The organism is Nocardioides xinjiangensis, from assembly GCF_017916385.1.
GTDB classification, from domain to species: domain Bacteria; phylum Actinomycetota; class Actinomycetes; order Propionibacteriales; family Nocardioidaceae; genus Nocardioides; species Nocardioides xinjiangensis.
This window is the reverse complement of the sequence record NZ_JAFMSW010000001.1, coordinates 2052095-2071633: the sequence shown is the minus strand read 5'-3', so window position 1 is coordinate 2071633 and position 19539 is coordinate 2052095. Positions and strand designations below refer to the sequence as shown.

At 73.8% G+C, this 19539-nt stretch carries 19 protein-coding genes; 4 read left to right on the top strand and 15 right to left on the bottom strand.

Features of this window, described 5'->3' with window-relative positions; translation table 11 throughout:
• Positions 1 to 71: 71 nt before the first annotated feature.
• The 7 genes from J3P32_RS09760 to J3P32_RS09730 all read right to left on the bottom strand — a co-directional run bounded on the left by J3P32_RS09760 (position 72) and on the right by J3P32_RS09730 (position 9478).
• Complete coding sequence (locus J3P32_RS09760; RefSeq protein ID WP_210439583.1) at positions 72 to 1073, bottom strand: sugar phosphate isomerase/epimerase family protein; 1002 nt, start codon at positions 1071 to 1073, stop codon at positions 72 to 74.
• Between the two features lie 70 nt (positions 1074 to 1143).
• A complete protein-coding gene (locus tag J3P32_RS09755) occupies positions 1144 to 3282 on the bottom strand; it encodes a PQQ-dependent sugar dehydrogenase (RefSeq protein ID WP_210439582.1) in 2139 nt (712 codons plus the stop codon).
• A gap of 156 nt (positions 3283 to 3438) precedes the next feature.
• Complete coding sequence (locus J3P32_RS09750) at positions 3439 to 3789, bottom strand: DUF3140 domain-containing protein (RefSeq protein WP_210439581.1); 351 nt, start codon at positions 3787 to 3789, stop codon at positions 3439 to 3441.
• Complete coding sequence (locus J3P32_RS09745) at positions 3789 to 4946, bottom strand: baeRF2 domain-containing protein (RefSeq protein WP_210439580.1); 1158 nt, start codon at positions 4944 to 4946, stop codon at positions 3789 to 3791. Before J3P32_RS09745 ends, J3P32_RS09750 begins: the two co-directional genes overlap by 1 nt.
• A 62-nt stretch (positions 4947 to 5008) precedes the next feature.
• Positions 5009 to 6478 carry a DUF7059 domain-containing protein gene (locus J3P32_RS09740; protein ID WP_210439579.1) on the bottom strand — a complete coding sequence of 490 codons (1470 nt, stop codon included), beginning with the start codon at positions 6476 to 6478 and terminating at the stop codon, positions 5009 to 5011.
• A 202-nt stretch (positions 6479 to 6680) separates the two neighbouring features.
• Positions 6681 to 8963 carry a sodium-translocating pyrophosphatase gene (locus tag J3P32_RS09735; protein ID WP_210439578.1) on the bottom strand — a complete coding sequence of 761 codons (2283 nt, stop codon included), beginning with the start codon at positions 8961 to 8963 and terminating at the stop codon, positions 6681 to 6683.
• 179 nt (positions 8964 to 9142) lie between these two features.
• Positions 9143 to 9478 carry an anti-sigma factor antagonist gene (locus tag J3P32_RS09730; RefSeq protein ID WP_129427178.1) on the bottom strand — a complete coding sequence of 112 codons (336 nt, stop codon included), beginning with the start codon at positions 9476 to 9478 and terminating at the stop codon, positions 9143 to 9145.
• A 168-nt stretch (positions 9479 to 9646) separates the two neighbouring features.
• On the opposite strand from J3P32_RS09730, the gene J3P32_RS09725 reads away from it, so the two are divergent.
• Positions 9647 to 11995, top strand: a complete 2349-nt coding sequence (locus tag J3P32_RS09725) for a DEAD/DEAH box helicase (RefSeq protein ID WP_210439577.1) — start codon at positions 9647 to 9649, stop codon at positions 11993 to 11995.
• Between the two features lie 9 nt (positions 11996 to 12004).
• Positions 12005 to 12310 carry a hypothetical protein gene (locus J3P32_RS09720; protein ID WP_210439576.1) on the top strand — a complete coding sequence of 102 codons (306 nt, stop codon included), beginning with the start codon at positions 12005 to 12007 and terminating at the stop codon, positions 12308 to 12310.
• Positions 12311 to 12338: 28 nt separating this feature from the next.
• On the opposite strand, the gene J3P32_RS09715 is transcribed toward J3P32_RS09720, so the two are convergent.
• The 3 genes from J3P32_RS09715 to J3P32_RS09705 are packed head-to-tail and all read right to left on the bottom strand — an operon-like array spanning position 12339 to position 13257.
• Positions 12339 to 12713, bottom strand: coding sequence for an Rv3654c family TadE-like protein (locus J3P32_RS09715; RefSeq protein WP_210439575.1), 375 nt, complete (start codon positions 12711 to 12713; stop codon positions 12339 to 12341).
• Positions 12710 to 13072 (bottom strand): TadE family protein, encoded by a 363-nt coding sequence (locus J3P32_RS09710; protein WP_210439574.1) that lies wholly within the window; start codon positions 13070 to 13072, stop codon positions 12710 to 12712. The genes J3P32_RS09715 and J3P32_RS09710 overlap by 4 nt, the downstream gene beginning before the upstream one ends.
• The gene (locus tag J3P32_RS09705) at positions 13072 to 13257 is read right to left on the bottom strand and encodes a DUF4244 domain-containing protein (RefSeq protein ID WP_210439573.1); all 186 of its coding nucleotides are present in this window, start codon (positions 13255 to 13257) and stop codon (positions 13072 to 13074) included. Before J3P32_RS09705 ends, J3P32_RS09710 begins: the two co-directional genes overlap by 1 nt.
• A 173-nt stretch (positions 13258 to 13430) precedes the next feature.
• Between J3P32_RS09705 and J3P32_RS09700 the strand changes: the two genes are divergently transcribed.
• Positions 13431 to 13904 (top strand): GNAT family N-acetyltransferase, encoded by a 474-nt coding sequence (locus J3P32_RS09700; protein ID WP_210439572.1) that lies wholly within the window; start codon positions 13431 to 13433, stop codon positions 13902 to 13904.
• A 31-nt stretch (positions 13905 to 13935) separates the two neighbouring features.
• On the opposite strand, the gene J3P32_RS09695 is transcribed toward J3P32_RS09700, so the two are convergent.
• The 4 genes from J3P32_RS09695 to ssd form a co-directional block, all read right to left on the bottom strand.
• Positions 13936 to 14499, bottom strand: a complete 564-nt coding sequence (locus J3P32_RS09695; protein ID WP_307807832.1) for a type II secretion system F family protein — start codon at positions 14497 to 14499, stop codon at positions 13936 to 13938.
• Positions 14500 to 14618: 119 nt separating this feature from the next.
• Positions 14619 to 15293 (bottom strand): type II secretion system F family protein, encoded by a 675-nt coding sequence (locus tag J3P32_RS09690; RefSeq protein ID WP_210439570.1) that lies wholly within the window; start codon positions 15291 to 15293, stop codon positions 14619 to 14621.
• Positions 15290 to 16465 carry a TadA family conjugal transfer-associated ATPase gene (locus J3P32_RS09685; protein WP_210439569.1) on the bottom strand — a complete coding sequence of 392 codons (1176 nt, stop codon included), beginning with the start codon at positions 16463 to 16465 and terminating at the stop codon, positions 15290 to 15292. Before J3P32_RS09685 ends, J3P32_RS09690 begins: the two co-directional genes overlap by 4 nt.
• Positions 16462 to 17475, bottom strand: coding sequence for a septum site-determining protein Ssd (gene ssd, locus J3P32_RS09680; protein WP_210439568.1), 1014 nt, complete (start codon positions 17473 to 17475; stop codon positions 16462 to 16464). The genes J3P32_RS09685 and ssd overlap by 4 nt, the downstream gene beginning before the upstream one ends.
• Before the next feature lie 228 nt (positions 17476 to 17703).
• Here ssd and J3P32_RS09675 point away from each other — a divergent pair, with 228 nt between their 5' ends.
• Complete coding sequence (locus tag J3P32_RS09675) at positions 17704 to 18498, top strand: HAD family hydrolase (RefSeq protein WP_210439567.1); 795 nt, start codon at positions 17704 to 17706, stop codon at positions 18496 to 18498.
• Positions 18499 to 18752: 254 nt separating this feature from the next.
• On the opposite strand, the gene J3P32_RS09670 is transcribed toward J3P32_RS09675, so the two are convergent.
• A complete protein-coding gene (locus tag J3P32_RS09670; protein WP_210439566.1) occupies positions 18753 to 19472 on the bottom strand; it encodes a Fic family protein in 720 nt (239 codons plus the stop codon).
• Positions 19473 to 19539 lie beyond the last annotated feature (67 nt).

The following is a 19539-nucleotide window of genomic DNA, read 5'->3' as shown; positions in this document are numbered from 1 at the left end:
AGCCGCCGGACACGGCTCGGGCCCCACGCCGCGAGGACGTGGGGCCCGAGCGCGTCAGGCTGGCGTACGGGTCAGAACTCGAGGCCCTCGAGGTAGCGGAACCCCGTGTTGGCGGTCGCCGCCGGGGAGAAGTCCGGGGTGTCGTTCTCGACGATGTACTCCTCGACCTGGTGCTTCTTGAAGATGGCCCGGAAGTCGATGACCCCCAGGCCCAGGTCGGCCATGTCGCCGGGCTGCTGCTTGTAGAGCACGGCCGCGTCGGCGCCGTGGCGGTCCTTCACGTGGTACTGCCGGACCTTCAGCGGCGAGGTGCGGATGACCTGGTTGGCGAAGGCCAGCGGGTCGGACACGCCGAGGTTCACGCCCGCCGTGTACGCCCAGTAGAGGTCCACCTCGAGGTGCACGAGCTTCGGGTCGAGCTCGGACATCAGCACCTCCCACGGCGTCGTGCCGTCGGCGAACTCGATCGTGAACTCGTGGGCGTGGTTGTGGTAGCCGTAGCGCAGCCCGCGACGCCGGGCGGCGGCCGCCTCGGTGTTCATCTGCGCGGCCCACTTCTGCCAGTCGCTCTTGTTGTTGGAGTTGAGGTAGGGCACGACGATGTACTTCTGACGGAACGTCTGGGCGTCGTCGAGCTTCTTGTTGAGGGCGGAGGCGTTGCTGCTGATGCCGTCGTGGCTCGACGAGGCCCAGATGCCACGAGCGTCGAACTCGGCCTTGAGCTTCGCAGCCGTGTCGATGCCGGCGTCCGGGTAGAGGCCGGCCCGCTCGACACGCTCGTAGCCGAACTTCGCCAGCTGGTCGAGCTGCCGCCGGACGCTGTCGCCGGTCTTCATCGCGTCGCGCAGCGTGTAGAGCTGGATGCTGATGAGGTCGGTGGGGACCTCCCGCTTCCGCCCGTGGCCGTTGCCCCTGCCCTTGCCCGGGTGGGCGGCGAGGGCCGGCGACCCGGCACCGACCACGGCCGCACCGGCCGCACCCGCCACGGCGCCACGCAGCAGGCCGCGTCGGCTGGCGCCCTTTCGCTCCAGCGACTCGCTCAGCGCGGCGTCGCCGTCATATCCGAAACACATGTGTGCCTACTTCCTGGGTTTCTCGGGATTTCTCGGGGGTTTCTCCGGGGACTTGCGTGGATGTCGGTGCTCAGCCGGCCGGCTCGAGGACGACCTCGGCCGATCCGCTGAGACCGGGCTGGGAGCCCGCGTCGGTGTACTCCGCGACGAAGACGGCGGAGAGGTCGTCGGTCGCGGGGTCGTGCCCGCCGGGCACCGTGGTCACCAAGGAGCCGGTGCAGCCGGTGGCTGTGGACTGCGGGTGCCCATGGGTGTTGTGACCGAGCACGTAGGTCACGGTGACCCGGCTGCAGTCGACGGGGTCGTCGTCGGTCACCTTGACCTCGTACGCCACGGTGTCGCCGAAGCGGAACGGCTGCTCGGCCACCGGGGTGACGAACTCCAGCTCCGGCGCCTGGTTGCCGACGACGATGTCCACGTCGGTCGAGGCCCGGCGACCGCCCCGGTCGGTGACGCGGAGGCTGGCGCGGTAGGTGCCGTCCTCGGTGTAGGTCCAGCTGGCCCGTGCCTTGCGGCTGTCGACCTTGCCGTCACCGTCGAAGTCCCAGGCGTAGCGCAGCTTCTTGTCGCCGTCCGGGTCCTTGGTGCCCTTGCTCGAGAACGCGACGGTCAGCGGCGCGCGGCCGGCCGTCGGCTCCGCCTCGATCGCCGGGACCGGGCTGCGGTTGCCGCCCTTGCCGATGAAGTCGATGCGGGAGAGCTGGGCGTCGGGGTTCTCGGCGAAGTAGCCGTCGCCGTACTCGAGGACGTAGAGCGCGCCGTCGGGGCCGAACTCCATGTCGATCGGGTTGTCGGTGACGATGCCCGGGACGACGTCCTCGATCCCGACCCTCGCGCCGTCGACGTGGAAGCCCTTGATGTAGTCGCGGGTCCACTCGTAGAAGAGCGGGGTGCCGTCGTAGCGCCGGGGCCAGGCGACCGGGTTGCGGCCGAGGGTGTCCCTGCGGTCGAACTGGTAGGCGGGGCCGGCCATCGGGCCGATGCCACCGTCCTTCTTGTCGAGCGCGGGGAACCTCTTCGACTTCCCGTAGCTGTACCAGACCTCCGGCTGCTCGACCGGCGGGAGCCTGCGCTTGCCGGTGTTGTGGACGGACGTGTTCACCGGGGCCGCGCAGTCGAACTTCTTGCCGCTCTTCTCGGTGCCGAAGTCGTAGTCGTTGTACGGCAGCCGCGCGGTCGCGCAGTAGGGCCAGCCGTAGTTGCCGGGCTCGTCGACGACCGCCCACTTGCCGTGGCCGGCGGGACCGCGGTCGGCCTTGGGCTTCTTGGCGTCGGGCGAGTAGTCGGCGACCCACAGGTCGTCGGTGACCGGGTCGATCTCGATGCGGAACGGGTTGCGCCAGCCCATCGAGTAGATCTCCGGGCGCGTCTTCGGGGTGCCCTTCTTGAACAGGTTCCCCTTCGGGATCGTGTAGCCGCCGCCGGGCTTCGGCTTGATCCGCAGGATCTTGCCGCGCAGGTCGTTGGTGTTGGCCGACGTCCGCTGGGCGTCGAACGCGGGGTTGCGGTCGGCCCGCTCGTCGAGGGGCACGTAGCCGTCGGACTGGAACGGGTTCGAGTCGTCACCGGTGGACAGGATCAGGTTGCCCTTGGAGTCGAAGACGATGTCGCCGCCGACGTGGCAGCAGATGCCGCGGTCGACCGGCACGTCGAGCACCTTGCGCTCCGTGCCGAGCCTGACCTGGCCGCCCGAGTAGCGGAACTTCGAGACCCGCAGGAAGCCCTTGTAGCGCGCGAAGTCCGCCGCCGTGCCGGTCTCCGGCGCGTCGCCCTCGTTGATGGACTCGGTCGCCGGGTCGTCGGCCGGGGTGTCGAGCGGCGGCGAGTAGTACAGGTAGATCCACTTGTTCTTCTTGCCGTCGTAGCCCGGGTCGAGGGCGATGCTCTGCAGGCCCTCCTCGTCGTGGAGGTACACCGGGATCCGGCCCGCGATGCTGTTGACGCCGGTCTTGGCGTCGTTGTGCCAGATGACGCCGGCGCGCGTGGTGTGCAGGACGTCGCCGTTGGGCAGCACGGCGAGGTCCACGGGCTCACCGGGGCGGTCGTTGAGGGTGACCTTCTGGAACGCCCCCTTGGCGGGCGGCGGGGCGGTGTCGGCGTGCCCTTCGTGGGCGGTGGCCGCGGGAGTCGCGGTGGTCGCCGCGAGGAGCGGCAGGCAGAGGGCGGCGCCGGCGGCGGCCACCAGCCCTGTGCGGAGGGGGTGGGTCATCGAGGGTTCTCCTGTTTCCGAGATGTGAGGAGCGACTAGCAACGTAGGCAGGTGATGACGGTCACGTCAACGACCGGACGACTTTTGCTCGCCTGCCGACACAAGTGGGCGGGGTCCCCCGGCCAGGGTGTCGGGGCCTGACCGGGGGACCTCCGGTCAGGCGCCCGCCGGCTTCAGCGGGTCGTGGCCGAACAGCATCAGCGTCCGGCGCAGGTCGTCGTCGTACGCTTCGGGCTCGGGCTCGTCGCCCCGGATGGTGCGCACCTGGTCGACCACCTGCTGCATCGTGTCGACGTCGTCGGGGGTGAGATCGGTGCGGCGCTTGCCGAGGATGGCGACCACCTGCGTGCCGACCTCGTGCTCGGGCAGGACGCTGTCCGGCTCGACGAGCTGGCCGTCCTCCTGGGTGGCGTCGGTGCGCAGCCAGTCGGAGAGCTCGCGGGAGGTCATGTTGACCACCTCGTGGAACTCCTGCCAGAGCTCGTCGCTGATGTGGGACTCGGCCATCAGAGGTCCTCTCCGTCGTCACGGGTGCTGGGTCGGGGATCGGGGCGCGACGAGAAGCGCAGCACCGCGCCGACGCCGTCGGGCAGGGCGCCGATGGGCGCATGCAGGGGCAGCAGGTCGGCGTCCTGCGCGATCGCCGCCCGCAGGAGCAGCTCGTCGAGCCGCTCGGCCGCGGGCTCCTCCACGCCGAGGGAGCGCAGCTCCTCGGGGTCGGTGGCCAGCAGCATCGGGTCCGGGCCGGCGTAGGCCCGACGGTCGTCGAGGGCCCCGTCCTGCAGGATCAGGGTCTCGACCTCGCCGCGGCGCAGCGCCTCGAGGGTCTCCCCGACGCCGATGGCCTTCGGTGCGTCGGCGGGACCGAGCCGGTCGAGCACCTCGTCGATGCGCAGGCTCCGGCACCGCTGCACCGCCGCCGCCACCTCCTCGTCGAGCTGCTCGTCGTCGGCTCCCTCGGCCCGGCCGCCGTGCTCGAGCACCTGGAGCCGCTCCGAGACCTGCTGGCCGGCGCTCTCGCTGACGCGGGAGACCGCCGACGGCTCGCCGGTGAGGAGCACCAGGTCCACGCGCTCCTTGGTGAGGAGGCTGTCGAGGTCGCGCGCGACGGTGTCGGCGTTCTGGTCCTGCGAGTCCTGGACCCGCATCTGGAAGCGCCGGTGGGACCAGCCGCCGCCCTTGACCTTGTGCAGCACGTCGTGGTCGCCCTCGCTCGTCAGCTCCCGCTCGACGGCCCCGATGGTGCTGGCGAGCGTGATGTCGGCGCCGGTGTGGTCGACGCGGACGAGGGCGTAGCGCACGTCGTCGCTCATGGCGCGCGCCAGCTCGAGGAGGTGCGCGACGGGCCCGTGGTGCTGGTGACCCGCCACGGCACCGGCCAGGACGAGGTCGGTGACGAGGGTGCCGTCGTGCGCGACGACGACGCGGGAGGCGTCGCCGCCGTGGCCGGTCGGCTCGGTCAGCCTGGCGACCACCGTCTCGACGAGGTCCTCGGCGGCCCCGGACTCGAGGAGCTCGCGGCGGACGTTGTCCGCTCGCAGCTCCACCTCCCGGGCGCCGGTCTCGCTGGCCCGGCTCACGTCGACGTAGGCGGTCACCACGTCGCCGTAGAGCTCGGCGGCCCGCCTGAGGGTGGACAGTGCTTCTGGTCGTCGCATCGTCATGGCGCCGCAGTACCCAATCTCCTGCGCGTCATCAGCCGGCCCGCTGGTCCCGGCCGCGGTCCTCAGACGCCCAGGAAGCCCTCGCCGACCAGCTCGCGCACCACCGGCAGGTACGTACGCCGCAGCTCGGCCTCGTCGCGCTGGAGCAGCGCCGCCAGGGCACCCAGGATCTGGCCGAGGGTGAGGTCGCCGTCGCAGGCGCCGACGAGGGCGGCCTCGACCGTGTCCGCCGTGCGCGCGCGCCGGAACCCGCGGTGCTGCCGCAGGACGATCGCCTCGGGGTCCTCGGCGCCCGGACGCCCCACCGTCTCCTGCTGGACGTCCTCGCGGGCGCGCAGCCTCGTGCCGAGCAGGTCGCCGTCGGCGAGCCCGCGCAGCTCGGTGACGGCCTCGCCCCAGGCGTGGACCGCCGGACCGATCGGCTGCTCGACGTCGTAGGGCCACTCGAGCAGCTCGTGGTGCCCGGCACCGCCGAGGCGGACGTTGACCCAGCCGAAGCCCACGCCCCGGATCCCGGACTCCTCGAGCCACGACAGCCAGGTGTCGTAGCGCCGGGCGTAGTCGGGCCCGCCGTGGTGCCCGCTGTCCTTGAGCCACAGCTCGACGTACGCCGAGGGGTCGAGGGTCTCGCGCTGCACGACCAGTGCGTCGCAGTCCGCGCGCAGCCACGAGGCGAGGCGCTCGTCCCACGGGCGGCCCTCCACGACCGCCCAGTTGGCCAGCACCTGCAGCCAGCCACCGTCGGTGAGGTGGTCGGGGCCGGTGCGGACGATGTGCTCGACGACGCGGTCGCCCGGCAGCCCGGAGTCGCGGTAGACCAGCCGCTCACCGGTCGCGGGCGAGATCACGAACGGCGGGTTGGTCGTGACGAGGTCGAACCGCTGCCCTGCCACCGGCTCGAAGAAGGAGCCGCCGCGCACGTCGACCTCGACCTCGTTGAGCTCGGCGTTGAGCCGCGTCATCCAGAGCGCGCGCTCGTTGACGTCGGTCGCGACGACGGCCGTGGAGTGCGCGGCCAGGTGCAGCGCCTGGACCCCGCAGCCCGTGCCGAGGTCGAGGGAGCGGGCGACCGGCTCGCGCATGGTCAGCTGCGCCAGGCTCGTGGAGGCGCTCGAGATCCCGAGGACGTGGTCGGGGCCCACGGCGACGGGCGCGCCGTCGAGGCCGGGCGTGAGGTCGGAGACCACCCAGAGGTCGCGGTCCTCGTCTCCGGACGTGGCGTAGGGACGACAGTCGGTGCGCGCGGCCACCTCGCTGACGCTCTGCTCGAGCAGACCGGCGTTGCAGAGGCGGTCGACCAGCCCCGGGAGCGCGCGGTCGGCCGCCTCGCGGGTGACCGTCGTCTGCAGGAGGAAGAGCCGGACCAGCGTGTCGAGCGGCCGGCCCGAGGCCGTACGGCGCAGCGCCGGCAGGGTCTCGTTGCGGCCGAGTGCGCGGTGGGCGTCGTCGCCGAGCGCCTCCGCGACGCGGTCGTAGGTGAAGTCGGCGGCGAGCAGCGCCTCGCGGAGCGGGGCGGCGACGTCGGTGCTCATGGCACCAGCCTCTCAGGCGACGCGCGAGCGGGCTGCAGCCATGTCGAGGGGAGCCGGGGTGTGCCGGGCGGCGGCGTCCGGGCGTCCGGGCGTCCGGGCGTCCGGGCGTCCGGCGCGGCCGTACCGGGTCCGGGAAGCGCCATGGCGGCCGGGTCGCCTCGGGCGACCGGCCGCCATGACGTCGTACGTGGCGGAGCGGGGGTCAGAGCGTGCTGCCGATTGCCGGCTCCTCGTCGGCGATGGCGACGTCGCGCTTCTTCGAGAGCACCACCGCCACGGTGATGATCGCGACCGCGACGAGGGCGATGACCACGCGGAGCGCGTCGTTCTCGTCCTTGCCGACGCTCATCGAGACGATGGCGCTCGCGATGAGCAGGGAGACGAGGTTCATCACCTTGATCAGCGGGTTGATGGCCGGGCCGGCGGTGTCCTTGAACGGGTCGCCCACCGTGTCGCCGATGACGGTCGCGGCGTGGGCGTCGGACCCCTTGCCACCGTGGTGGCCGTCCTCGACGAGCTTCTTGGCGTTGTCCCACGCGCCTCCCGCGTTGGCCAGGAAGACGGCCATGAGGGTGCCGGCGCCGATCGCACCGGCGAGGAAGCCGGCCAGCGCCGTCACCCCGAGGCCGAAGCCGACGGCGACGGGCGCCATCACGGCCAGGATGCCCGGGGTCACCAGCTCGCGCAGCGAGTCGCGGGTGACGATGTCGACGACCTTACCGTACTCCGGGCGACCGGTGCCCTCCATGATCCCCGGGATCTCGCGGAACTGGCGGCGCACCTCGAAGACCACCGCGCCCGCCGCGCGCGCGACCGCGTTGATCGCGAGGCCGGAGAAGAGAAACACCACGGCGGCGCCGAGCAGCACGCCGACGAGGACCGCCGGGTTGTACACCTGGAAGTCGAGGACCTCGGTGGAGCCGGACTCGACGAGGGCGTCGGCGACCGAAGTGGCGTACGAGCCGAACAGGGCGGTCGCGGCGAGCACGGCCGTGGCGATCGCGATGCCCTTGGTGATGGCCTTGGTGGTGTTGCCGACGGCGTCGAGCTCGGTGAGGATCTGCGCGCCGTTCTCGCTGACGTCGCCCGACATCTCCGCGATGCCCTGGGCGTTGTCGGAGACGGGGCCGAAGGTGTCCATCGCGACGATGACGCCGACGGTGGTGAGCAGGCCGCAGCCGGCGAGCGCGACGGCGAACAGCGACACGGTGAGGGTCGCGCCGCCGAGGAGGAAGGCGCCGAACACGGCCGCGCCGATGACCAGCGTCGTGTAGACCGCGGACTCGAAGCCGACGCTCAGGCCCGACAGGATGACCGTCGCCGGTCCGGTGAGCGAGGTCTTGCCGACGTCCTTGACGGGGCGGTGCTCGGTGCCGGTGTAGTAGCCGGTGAGGGCCAGGATGCCGGCGGCCATCACGATGCCGATCACCACGGCGGCGCTGGCGATGAAGCGCGGGTCGCCGTCGATGCCGGCGAAGTCCTCGCCGAAGCCGGCGAACTCCCCGGGCAGGTAGAGGTAGGACAGGACGACCGACGCCACGGCGCCGATGGCCGCGGAGATGTAGAACGCGCGGTTGATCGTGGTGAGGCCGTTCTCGCCGGCCTTCGGCTTGGTGATGTAGATGCCGACGACGGCCGTCAGGGCGCCGATGGCGGGGATCAGCAGCGGGAAGACCAGGCCCTTGTCGCCGAATGCCGCGGCGCCGAGGATCAGCGCGGCGACCAGCGTGACGGCGTACGACTCGAAGAGGTCGGCGGCCATGCCGGCGCAGTCGCCGACGTTGTCGCCCACGTTGTCGGCGATGGTGGCGGCGTTGCGGGGGTCGTCCTCGGGGATGTTCTGCTCGACCTTGCCGACGAGGTCGGCGCCGACGTCGGCGGCCTTGGTGAAGATGCCGCCGCCGACGCGCATGAACATGGCCAGCAGCGCGGCACCGAAGCCGAAGCCCTCCAGGACGTGCGGCGCCTCGTCCTCGAAGAGGAGCACGACGACGCTCGCGCCGAGGAGGCCGAGGCCGACGGTCGCCATGCCGACGAAGGCGCCGGTGCGGAAGCCGATGGTCATGGCGGGGTCGCGGCCCTCGGTCTCGGCGGCGGCCGCGACGCGCAGGTTGGCGCGGACGGCGAGGCTCATGCCGAGGTAGCCGATCGCGGCGGAGAAGCCGGCGCCGACCAGGAAGAAGATCGAGCGGCCGATGCGGACGGTGACGTCGTCTGCGGGCAGTGCGAACAGGACCACGAACGCCACCGCGGCGAAGATCCCGAGAGTGCGGAACTGCCGCTGCAGGTAGGCGTTGGCGCCTTCCTGAACGGCCTGGGCGATGGTCCTCATGTTGTCGGTGCCCTCACCGGCGGCCAACACCTGCGACCTGAACATCGCCGCCATCCCGAGCGCGCCGAGCGCGATCAGGGCGACGACGACGACCAGGACGAGGTTGCCACCTTCGAGCTCCGGCTTCACGACCGCGGGCAGGATCCCCGTCATGCGCGTCCTCCTAGGACTTCGTGTGCATCCATGAACGCGCCGGAGTCTACGCAGACGTGATCCAGATCACGGGGACGGGTGGCCCGCACCACACCGGCGACCTGCTCGGAACGTGCAAAACCCCCTCCGGTCACGTCCGGAGGGGTGGTGGCCGGGTCGGCCGGGCGTGGGCCGGGCGGTCAGGCGCCGGGGGCCAGGCCGACGGAGTCGTGGATGACGAACACCTTGGCGAGGCCGGTGATGCGGAAGATCTTGAGCAGTCGCTCCTGGGTGCACACCAGGTCGAGCGAGCCGTCGTGGGCACGGACCTTCTTGAGCCCGCCGACGAGCACACCGAGGCCGGTGGAGTCGAGGAACTCGACGGCCTCGAGGTCGATGACGATGTCGTAGGTGCCGGCGCCGACGAGCTCGGTGATGCAGTCACGCAGCTTGGGCGCGGTGTAGACGTCGATCTCCCCGCCGACGGCGACGACGGCACGACCATCCACCTCGCGTGTCGCAAGGGTGAGATCCACGACTGCTCCCCGGTCCCCGAACTCGTTCGGACAGTGTGCCTGCGGGCACGACGACGTACCCCTTGTTCGTTCCGGGTGGTATCAAACCACGAGTCCCAAGCGTCGCGCAGGACTCCCTCACAACTCACCGCCTGCGGCGACGTCCGTGGCGTTTGCCAGACTGCCCGGGTGAGTCGGTCCCACCCGCGCGCGGCGCCCTCGGTCGAGGCGCTGGTCCGTCGACTCACCGGGGTCCCCGGACGTGAGGACCGGCTCCAGCACCTCGAGGTGCTGCCGGCCCGGGAGGCCGTCCACGAGGACTGGCCGGAGTGGGTGCCCGATGACGTACGCGGGGCGTACGCCGCGCAGGGGGTGGCCCGTCCGTGGCGGCACCAGGTCGTGGCCGCCGACGCCGCCCATGCGGGCGACCACGTCATCGTCGCGACCGGGACCGCCTCCGGGAAGTCGCTGGCCTACCAGCTGCCGGCCCTCTCGGCGATCCGCGCCTCTCGCGGTCCCCGCGGCGAGCGCGGCGCCTCGGTGCTCTACCTCGCCCCGACGAAGGCGTTGGCCCACGACCAGCTCGCCGGGCTCGCGTCGCTGCGCCTCGACGTACGTCTGGCCGCGCACGACGGCGACAGCTCGCGCGAGGAGCGGGACTGGACCCGCGACTTCGGGGAGTACGTCCTTACGAACCCCGACATGCTGCACCGTTCGCTGCTGCCGTCGCACCACCGGTGGGCGCGGTTCCTCGGATCGCTGCAGTACGTCGTCGTCGACGAGTGCCACCACTACCGCGGGGTGTTCGGGGCCCACGTCGCCCACGTGCTGCGCCGGCTGCGTCGGGTGTGCGCGATGTACGGCGCCCACCCGACGTTCGTGCTCGCCTCGGCGACGGTCGCCCAGCCGGAGGTCACCGCCGGTCGGCTGACCGGCCTCGACGTCGTGGCGCTCACCCGCGACGACTCCCCCCGCGGTCGCGTCTCGCTGCTGCTGTGGGAGCCGCCGTTCACCTCGCACGGCGGCGAGAACGGCGCGCCGGTGCGGCGGGCCGCGTCGTCGGAGGTCGCCGACCTGCTCGCCGACCTGGTGGCCGAGGACGTGCGAACCCTGGCCTTCATCCGGTCGCGACGCGGTGCCGAGCAGGTGGCGCTCAACGCCGCCGAGCTGCTGGCCGAGGTGGACCCGTCGCTGCCGGAACGGATCGCCGCCTACCGAGGCGGCTACCTCCCCGAGGAGCGCCGCGCCCTCGAGGCGGCCCTGCGGCGCGGCGACCTCGTCGGACTGGCCGCGACCAACGCCCTCGAGCTCGGCATCGACATCAGCGGCCTCGACGCGGTGCTCATCGCCGGCTTCCCGGGCACCCGCGCCGCCTTCTGGCAGCAGGTGGGTCGCGCGGGCCGTGGGGCGCAGGACGCGCTCGGCGTGCTCGTCGCGAAGGACGACCCGCTCGACACCTACCTGGTGACGCACCCCGAGACGCTCATCGGCGCCCCCGTCGAGGCGTCGGTGTTCGACCCCTCGAACGCGCACGTGATGGGGCCGCACCTCGCTGCCGCCGCGCAGGAGTCGCCGCTCACCGAGGCGGACCTGCCGCTCTTCGGCCCCACCGCGCGCGAGGTCGTCGACCGGCTGACCGACCTCGGGGTGCTGCGCCGCCGGCCGCGCGGGTGGTTCTGGACCGACCGCAGCCGGGCGGCCGACCTCGCCGACATCCGCTCGGCGGGCGGCTCGCCCGTCCAGCTCGTCGAGGCCGGGACGGGGCGCGTGGTGGGCACCGTCGACGCCGGCGGCGCGCACAACCAGGCCCACCCCGGCGCGGTCTACGTGCACCAGGGCGAGACCTGGCTCGTCGAGGACCTCGACCTCGAGCAGCACGTCGCGGTCATGCGGCGCGAGGAGCCGGCGTACAGCACGACGGCCCGCGAGGTCACCGACATCAGCATCGTCGAGACCCGCGAGCGCCGGTCGTGGGCGGGCTGCGAGCTCGCGCTGGGGGAGGTCGACGTCTCCCACCAGGTGGTCTCCTTCCTGAAGCGGCGGCAACCGGGCGGTGAGGTCATGTCGGAGGAGCCGCTCGACCTGCCCGAGCGGACGCTGCGGACGAGCGCGGTGTGGTGGACCGTGCCCGACGACGTGGTGGCCGAGGCCGGGCTGCTCGCGCTGGACGTGCCGGGTGCCGCGCACGCGGCCGAGCACTGCTCGATCGGCCTGCTGCCCCTCTTCGCCACCTGCGACCGCTGGGACATCGGCGGCGTCTCCACCGCCCGGCACGCCGACACCGGGGTGCTCACCGTCTTCGTCTACGACGGCCACCCCGGCGGCGCCGGCTTCGCCGAGCGCGGGTTCCACACGGCCGCCGCGTGGCTGGGGGCCACCCGGGAGGCCATCGCGAGCTGCGAGTGCGCCGCGGGGTGCCCGTCGTGCATCCAGTCGCCCAAGTGCGGCAACCAGAACAACCCGCTCGACAAGGTTGGCGCCATCGTGTTGCTGGACGCCCTGCTCGCGGGGGCGCCACGCCCCGTCGGACAGGGCTAGATTGCCTGCATGGTGATCCTCGGACTCGGCCTCATGATCCTCGGCGGCATCGCCGTCCTCTCCGCGATCTTCGTCAGCGAGCCGGGCGCCGGCGGCGAGCTCCTCGGCTTCGACGTCACGACGCTGGAGTCCTTCTTCGTCGGCGTGGGCGCCGGCGCCGCCATCCTGTGGGGCTTCGCGATCCTCAAGTGGGGCACCAAGCGGAGCCTGGCGCACCGCCGCGAGCGCAAGGAGCTCACCGAGCTGAACCAGAAGCTCGAGCGGGTGGAGGCCGAGCGGCGCGGGGACGACCCGGACCGACGCGACACCGTCTGAAGGCGGCGGAGCCCCCGTCGGGCCCGCGTCAGGCCGGTCCGGCGCGCGCCTCGGCGCTCACCCGCACCCGGGACCAGCGCGACGACCACGGCAGGTGCGGCCCGCTGGCGGACACGACCACCGTGACGCTGCGTCCGTCGACGACGCACTCCTCGAGGGCCGCGGCGTTGGCTCCGGCCACCCGGCCGGCCCGGGCGCAGGGACCGCCACCGGAGCCGTCGCCCGCGAGCTCGGCCGCGGCGGCCAGAGCGGCGAGGTCGGCGGCCGCCTGGGTGCGTCGCTGCGAGGTCACGAGGCCACCCACCGCTGAGACGCCGACCAGCACGAACATCAGAACGCCCGCCATGGCCACCACGAGGACGGTGGCGGCCCCCGACTCGCGCACGCCGTCGGGCGGCGTCACGACTGCTCCACCATCGCCACGGCGTCCGACGAGACCGTGACCGATCCCAGGACGTCGAGGACGCCCCCGGGGCCGGACACCTTGGCGGAGGTGCTGACCAGCACCTCGTCGGCGGAGACGGCGATGCGCAGCCGCGCCCCGTCGGGCGCGATCCGCAGCGCCACGGCCTCGGCCGCGGCCGGGTCGTCGCCGCGGGCCACGACCCGGGCCGCCTCGCGCGAGGCGTCGATGACGCGCACCTGGGCCGCACCGACCGCCAGCATCCACACCAGACCGGCGGTCAGCGCGACCAGCAGTGGGATGCCGACCGCCAGCTCGGCGGTCGCAGCACCCCGCTCACCGCGGCGCCGCGTGGACATCAGCCGATGCCGAGCAGGCTCATGACGTGCCGGAACAACCGCTCGAGCAGCTGGTCACCGAACGCACCGGTTAGCAGGGTGTAGAGCAGGCCGGCGAACCCGGCCCCGGCAGCGGTGCCGACGGCGTACTCGGCGGTGGTGATCCCGGACTCCGTGCGTGTCTTCGCGTGACGACGGACCTTCATCGCATCCCCTGTCCTCGTGGGGCTCCCGACGAGCCCCGAGTGCCTCCAGCCTCGGGTCGCGGGCCGGCACCCGCACCTGCCCGCCGGCCGGCGTGTGGAGGACGCCCCGCACCGCGGCCCTGTGGACGGAAATCGGTGGGACCTCCGCCTCACCGGTGGCTAGCCTCGGCGACGTGGGGGTCGAGATCGTGCGCATCGGTCCGGACGACTGGCGTGAGTTCCGCGAGGTCCGGCTTGCGTCGCTGAGCGACGCCCCGGGCGCCTTCGGTGCGACGCACGCGGACTGGGTCGACGCCTCCGAGGAGCGCTGGCGGCAGCGGCTGACCGAGGTCCCGTTCACGGTGGTGGCGCGTTCGGCGACGGGCCCGGTGGGCGTGGCCTCCGGGGTGGACGCGGACGACGGAGTCGAGCTGATCTCCGTGTGGGTCGCGCCCGCTCACCGTGGGTCGGGCCTGGCGGGACGCCTGATCGACCGGGTGGTCGGCTGGGCGCGGGACCGGGAGCGGCCGACGTTCCTGATGGTGCGCGACGACAACGCGGCGGCGATCCGCTCCTACGCGCGGGTGGGCTTCGTGGACCTCGGCGTGCCCGACGGATGGCCCGACGACGCCCCGCTGGAGCGCCGGATGCGTCACCGACGCGACTGAGCGCAGCGCGGACCGTCGCAGTCGCCCGTCGTCAGGGCGCGATGCTGCGGAAGAGCGACGCCACCGTCGGCACCACTCCGAGGAGCATGAAGGCGGGCAGCAGGCACACCCCCAGGGGGATCGCCGCGGCCACGCCGACGCGACGGGCGGCGTCCTCGGCGTGGGCCAGCGACTCGCGCCGGAGCTCCTCGGCGAGGCGTTCGACGGTGCGGACGACCGAGGCGCCCGACGCCTGCGAGCGCACCATGGCGCGGGACAGCGGCGCGAGCGCCTCGTCGTCGGCCACCGCCGCCCATGCCTCGATCCCGCCGGCGCCCCACCGCGAGCGTTCGACGACCGGACGCAGACGCTCCGCTGCCGGCCCCGGGAGGGCAGCGCACACCTTCGCGAGCCCCGCCACGGGTTCGGCGCCCGAGCGCAGCGTCGCGGCGAACAGGTCGACCACGTGGGGAAGGGTCCTCTCCACCTCCTCGCGGTCGCGGCGCCTCGACGTCGTCTCCGCGGAGGACAGCAGGTGCCGGGCTGCGGCCGCGGCGACGAGGGCCGCGACGACTCCCGGCACGCCGCCGACGAGCAACCAGGCTCCGATCCCCACGCCGGCCACGGCCACCGGCCGTCTGTCCGGAGCGGACCTGGGGCGTGCGCGCCCCGCACGGGGCACCGGCGGCACCCACACGGCGACCGCCAGTGCTGCGCAGACCACGCTCGGCCCGGTCACGGCGCCGTCGCCCTGTCGGCCAGGAGCTCGATCCACCACAGTCCGACGGCGATCATCGTGACGCCCGCCGCGAGGCAGGCCCACCCGGCCGGCGTGCCGAGGAGGAAGGACCACGGGTCGGAGCCGGCACCGGACCCCATGACCAGCACGGCGAGCGGCAGGCACGCGACCAGGCGCGCAGTGGCCCGAGCGGAGGCCAGCTCGGAGTCGACGAGCCGACGGGTGCGACGCCTCGCCCGCAGTCCATCCGCGGTGCGGTCCAGCGCGGCCGCCAGACCGTGCCCGGACTCGTGTGCCACGTGCCAGGCGCCCGCGAGCCACCGCAGGTCGGCGGCTCCGGGGCGGCGGTCGGCGAGGAGCCGCATCGCCTCGGGGACGTCGGCGCCGAGCCTCTCGGCCTCGACGACCTGCTCCAGCGGCGGCCACCGACCGCTCGCGGCTGCCAGGGCGGCGGCCGGTGGCCTGCCGGCCGCGAGGTCGGCGGACAGCAGGTCGCAGACCTCGAGCACCGCGGCCTGGTCCGCGGCGATGCGCCGGCGGCGCGCGAGCAGCAGCGGCGGCGACGGCCGAGGCGGGCGCGCCCGGGGCTCACGGCGGCGGGCGCGCGGAGCATCGGGCAGCAGCAGCGCGACCGCCGCGCCGAGGGCGACCGCCGCGAGCCAGCCGCTCACGACGCCACCGCCCGCAACCGAGCGGCGAGCGCCGCGGCCGCGGGACCGCGGGCGACCCGGTCGTCGGCGAACGTCGCGGCGGTCCTCAGGACCACGAGCCCCGACTCGGCGCGCTCGGGGACGCCGAGCTCCAGCACGCGGCGGCGCCCGTCGCGCCCCCGGCCGAGGTGGATCACCACGTCGAGCGCCGACGCCAGCTGGCTGTGCGCAGCCGCCCTCGGCAGCCCGGCGGCCAGGGACAGCGCCTCGATGCGCGCCGGGACGTCGGCGGCGGAGTTGGCGTGCAGGGTGCCGCAGCCACCGCCGTGGCCCGTGTTGAGCGCGGCGAGCAGGTCGACGACCTCGGCGCCCCGCACCTCGCCGACCACGAGGCGGTCGGGGCGCATCCGCAGCGCCTGCCGCACCAGCGTCTGCAGGGAGACCTCCCCGGCGCCCTCGATGTTGGCCGGCCGCCCCTCGAGGGCGACCACGTGTGGATGCTCGGGTCGCAGCTCGCTCGCGTCCTCCACGACCACGAGGCGCTCCCCGGGGTCGACCAGCGACAGCAGCGCCGACAGGACGGACGTCTTGCCGGTGCCGGTGCCTCCGGTGACGAGGAAGGCGCAGCGGGAGTCGACGACCTCCTCGAGCAGGAAGGCGCCGTCGGGCGGCACGGCCCCGGCCGTGACCAGCTCCGGCAGCGTCCACACCCGTCCGCGCGGGACGCGCAGGGACAGCACCGTCCCGGACCGCGCGACCGGCGAGAGCACGGCGTGGAAGCGGGTGCCGTCGGGCAGGCGCACGTCGGCGTGCGGGGTGGCGTCGTCGAGCCGACGCCCGGCCGATGCCGCGAGGCGCTGCGCGAGCCGCCGGACCGAGGCGTCGTCCGGGAACGACACCGCCGTCCGCTCGAGACCGGACCCCCGGTCGATCCAGACCTCGCCGGGCGCGTTGACCAGCACGTCGGTGACGCCGGGGAGGCGCAACAGGTCCTCCAGCGGCCCTGCGCCCAGCACGTCACGCCGCAGCAGGTCATGGACCGCGAGCACGGTGGCGTCCCCGACCGGCGAGCCCGACGCCCGCAGAGCCTCCGCCACCCGGTGCGGCGTGAGCTCGCCGGTCGCACCGGCGAGCCGCCGTCGCACGTCGTCGAGGACCGCGGTGGGCACGGGCGGCCCTGCAGGCGTGCTCATGCCGCGTCCGGGAGGAGGGCGCGAGCCGCACGCGCGAGGGGACCGCGGGCGGAGAGCGGGCCGAGGCCCCGGTCGAGCGACGATGCGACACCGCGCTGGTCGCCGACGACGGCGACCACGGGCAGCCCGGTGACGCGCTCGGCGTCGGCGTCGCCCAGGGAGCCGGGACGGAGCACGAGGCCGGTGCGGCCGTCGCGGCCGACGTCGGCGACCAGGCGCGCGGTCGCCGCCAGCCCGGGCACCGACGCGGGCGCCACGACCAGCAGGTCGTCGCACCGGTCGGCCAGCTCGGCGAGGGCCGCACCGCCCTGCCGGGGGAGGTCGAGCACGACCAGGTCGTGGCCGCGCACCGCCGCCGGCAGGACCCGGCGCACGGTCGGCACGTCGAGCCGCCGCCGCAGCTGCGCCCACGTGAGCAGCCCCAGCCGGCCCGCCCGCGGCACGCCCTCGCGCAGCGCCCGCGCCCCGAGCCGCCCATCGGTCTCGGCCAACGCCTCCCACCGGACACCGGCGACGTCCTCCATCGCGAGCAGCCGGTCGAGCCCCGGGCCGAGCGGGTCGGTGTCGACCAGCAGCGTGGGAGCGCGGGTCGCGTGCCACTGCGCGAGCGCGCAGGCCAGCGTGGTGGCACCGGCGCCGCCGGTGCCGCCCACGACGCCGACGAGACGCCCCGGCGAGGTCCGCTCGCCGACGTCGGCGAGGGCGTCGGAGAGCCAGCCGGACGCCCCCGGCAGATCGACCACCGACGCCGCACCCAGCTCGACGGCGTACCGGAAGGCGCTCGGGCCCGGCGAGCAGCCGACGACGTGGACGTCGCTGCGGCGAGGCGGTGACAGCGCGGCGACGGCGTCGCCGAGGTCGGCGCCCACCAGCACCAGCTCGGCGTCGCGCCACGACGCCAGGGCGAGCGCGGCGTCGCCGCACACCTCGGCCCCGACCCCCGCCGCCGCACAGAGGGGGACGACTGCTTCGTGGACGGACGGGGACCGGGTGACCAGGAGGACGGGCATGGCGACGAGCCTCCGCGCCGGGCCCGACGCCGGACAGCCCGCGTCGGCGGGCCCTGTGGACGAGGCCGCCGAACACCGCCCTGTGGACACCTCCGGGCCCACGCACGCCCGCACACGAGCCGCTCGCGACCCACACGAGGACGCCGGACTCCGGCGCGGAGCCGGAAACACCGAGAACAGCCCCCAGAAGGGCGGCGACCGTTGTCGGGCGACACCTACGATGGCGGCATGACCCGCCCGACCGCGGCATTCTTCGACCTCGACAAGACGATCATCGCCAAGTCGAGCACGCTGGCCTTCAGCCGCGAGTTCCAGGCGGGCGGGCTCATCTCCCGGCGGGCGATGCTGCGCTCGGCCTACGCCCAGTTCGTGTTCTTCACCGGCGGGGCCGACCACGACCAGATGGACAAGATGCGCAAGTTCATGTCGCAGCTGTGCGCCGGCTGGGACGTGGCGACCGTCCGCGAGATCGTGCACGAGACGCTCGACCACATCGTCGAGCCGCTCGTCTACGACGAGGCCGTCAGCCTCATCGAGGAGCACCGGCTCGCCGACCGCGACATCGTCATCGTGTCGGCGTCGGGCGCCGAGGTCGTCGAGCCGATCGGCGAGATGCTGGGGGCGGACCGGGTCATTGCCACCCGCATGGAGATCGCCGACGGCAAGTACACGGGCAACATCGACTACTACGCCTACGCCGAGGAGAAGGCGCGGGCGATCGAGGGCCTCGCCGAGGCGGTCGGCTACGACCTCGCGGAGTGCTACGCCTACAGCGACTCGGTCACCGACTCGTCCATGCTGGAGGTGGTGGGGCACCCCTTCGCGGTCAACCCCGACAAGGAGCTGCGGCGCCTCGCGACCGCGAACGAGTGGCCCATCCTCAGCTTCGTGCGCCCCGTCGCGCTGCGTCGCCGGATCCCGGTGCCGCCCGCCCGGCCGACGCTCGCCGCGCTCGCGGTCGGCGGGGCCGTCGCCGCCGGCGGCGTCCTGTGGGCCAACCGCCGCAAGCGCCCCGGCGCCTGAGCGACACCCACCGACGGCCGGCAAAGTCAAGGCTTGAAGGTGCCGCCCGACGGGGCTACAACTGGAGTGTCAACTCCACAAGCAGCACGTGACCCGGGTACCCACGCGGCGATCCACCCATCCGATGGGGTGCTGGCCGGTCGGGATCAGCCCGAGGCAGCGATTGAGCAGAGCACGCTTGGTAACCCTGGCGTCACGTGTCAGCGGCGGCACCCGATCCACGCGAGCGGGTGCCGCTCGCATGCGCGGACCGCTCAGCCCGTGACCAGCGGCGAGGCCTCGGCTCCGGCGGCGAACGCCTCCGCCCCGTAGAGCGCCCATGCGTGCACTCCGCGGGGACCGCCCTCGCTGTAGGCGCGCAGGTTCGACTCGTACGCCGCGCGGTGGGCGAGGTGCCCGGCCTCGGGCACGACGAGCGACTTCGCGTCGACCCCGCGGGAGACCAGCACGAGCCGCTCGAGCGCCCGGGCCACGATCCCGTTGTGCGAGGCGAACGGCGCGGCGGTCGCGACGTCGGCGTGCGCGACGGCGGCCACGAGCAGCGCGGGCGCCGACGTGCCGGACAGCAGCAGCTCGGCGACGCCCCGCAGCCGGTCGGCCGAGGCGGCGTCGCGCGGGCGGCCGAGCTGCTCGGCCGGGAGGGCCGAGGCCGCCACGACCGTGTGGAGCCGGGCGATCGCCTGCAGCGGCGCGGTCTTGAGCAGCGGGGCCAGCGCGAGCATCGAGGCGGAGAGGCGCACCGCGTCGGCTGCCACCGCGTCGCCCTCCCCGGCCCGCACCTGGTCCACCGTCGAGGAGGACCCCTCCAGCACGGCGCTCGCGTGGGCGCCACGCAGCAGCGACTCGGCGGTCAGCTCCGGCGTCGTGCGCCGCAGTCCACGGTCGCGGAGCATCACGTCGATCCCGTCGCGGGTGCCGGCGTAGGCCGAGCGGACCCCTTCGAGGTCGGTGAGCCAGGCCAGCGGGTCGGTCATGGGCAGGACGGTAGTCGCGGGTGCGGCGTCGCCGGGCAGTGCCTCCCCACCGCGGGGCGGTCCGCTT

Bases quoted from the DNA above. Each gene is read 5' to 3' on its own strand.
- J3P32_RS09760 (WP_210439583.1), bottom strand. From the start codon at position 1,073: ATGTGTTTCGGATATGACGGCGACGCCGCGCTGAGCGAGTCGCTGGAG.
- J3P32_RS09755 (WP_210439582.1), bottom strand. From the start codon at position 3,282: ATGACCCACCCCCTCCGCACAGGGCTGGTGGCCGCCGCCGGCGCCGCC.
- J3P32_RS09750 (WP_210439581.1), bottom strand. From the start codon at position 3,789: ATGGCCGAGTCCCACATCAGCGACGAGCTCTGGCAGGAGTTCCACGAG.
- J3P32_RS09745 (WP_210439580.1), bottom strand. From the start codon at position 4,946: ATGACGATGCGACGACCAGAAGCACTGTCCACCCTCAGGCGGGCCGCC.
- J3P32_RS09740 (WP_210439579.1), bottom strand. From the start codon at position 6,478: ATGAGCACCGACGTCGCCGCCCCGCTCCGCGAGGCGCTGCTCGCCGCC.
- J3P32_RS09735 (WP_210439578.1), bottom strand. From the start codon at position 8,963: ATGACGGGGATCCTGCCCGCGGTCGTGAAGCCGGAGCTCGAAGGTGGC.
- J3P32_RS09720 (WP_210439576.1), top strand. From the start codon at position 12,005: ATGGTGATCCTCGGACTCGGCCTCATGATCCTCGGCGGCATCGCCGTC.
- J3P32_RS09710 (WP_210439574.1), bottom strand. From the start codon at position 13,072: ATGTCCACGCGGCGCCGCGGTGAGCGGGGTGCTGCGACCGCCGAGCTG.
- J3P32_RS09705 (WP_210439573.1), bottom strand. From the start codon at position 13,257: ATGAAGGTCCGTCGTCACGCGAAGACACGCACGGAGTCCGGGATCACC.
- J3P32_RS09685 (WP_210439569.1), bottom strand. From the start codon at position 16,465: ATGAGCACGCCTGCAGGGCCGCCCGTGCCCACCGCGGTCCTCGACGAC.
- ssd (WP_210439568.1), bottom strand. From the start codon at position 17,475: ATGCCCGTCCTCCTGGTCACCCGGTCCCCGTCCGTCCACGAAGCAGTC.
- J3P32_RS09675 (WP_210439567.1), top strand. From the start codon at position 17,704: ATGACCCGCCCGACCGCGGCATTCTTCGACCTCGACAAGACGATCATC.
- J3P32_RS09670 (WP_210439566.1), bottom strand. From the start codon at position 19,472: ATGACCGACCCGCTGGCCTGGCTCACCGACCTCGAAGGGGTCCGCTCG.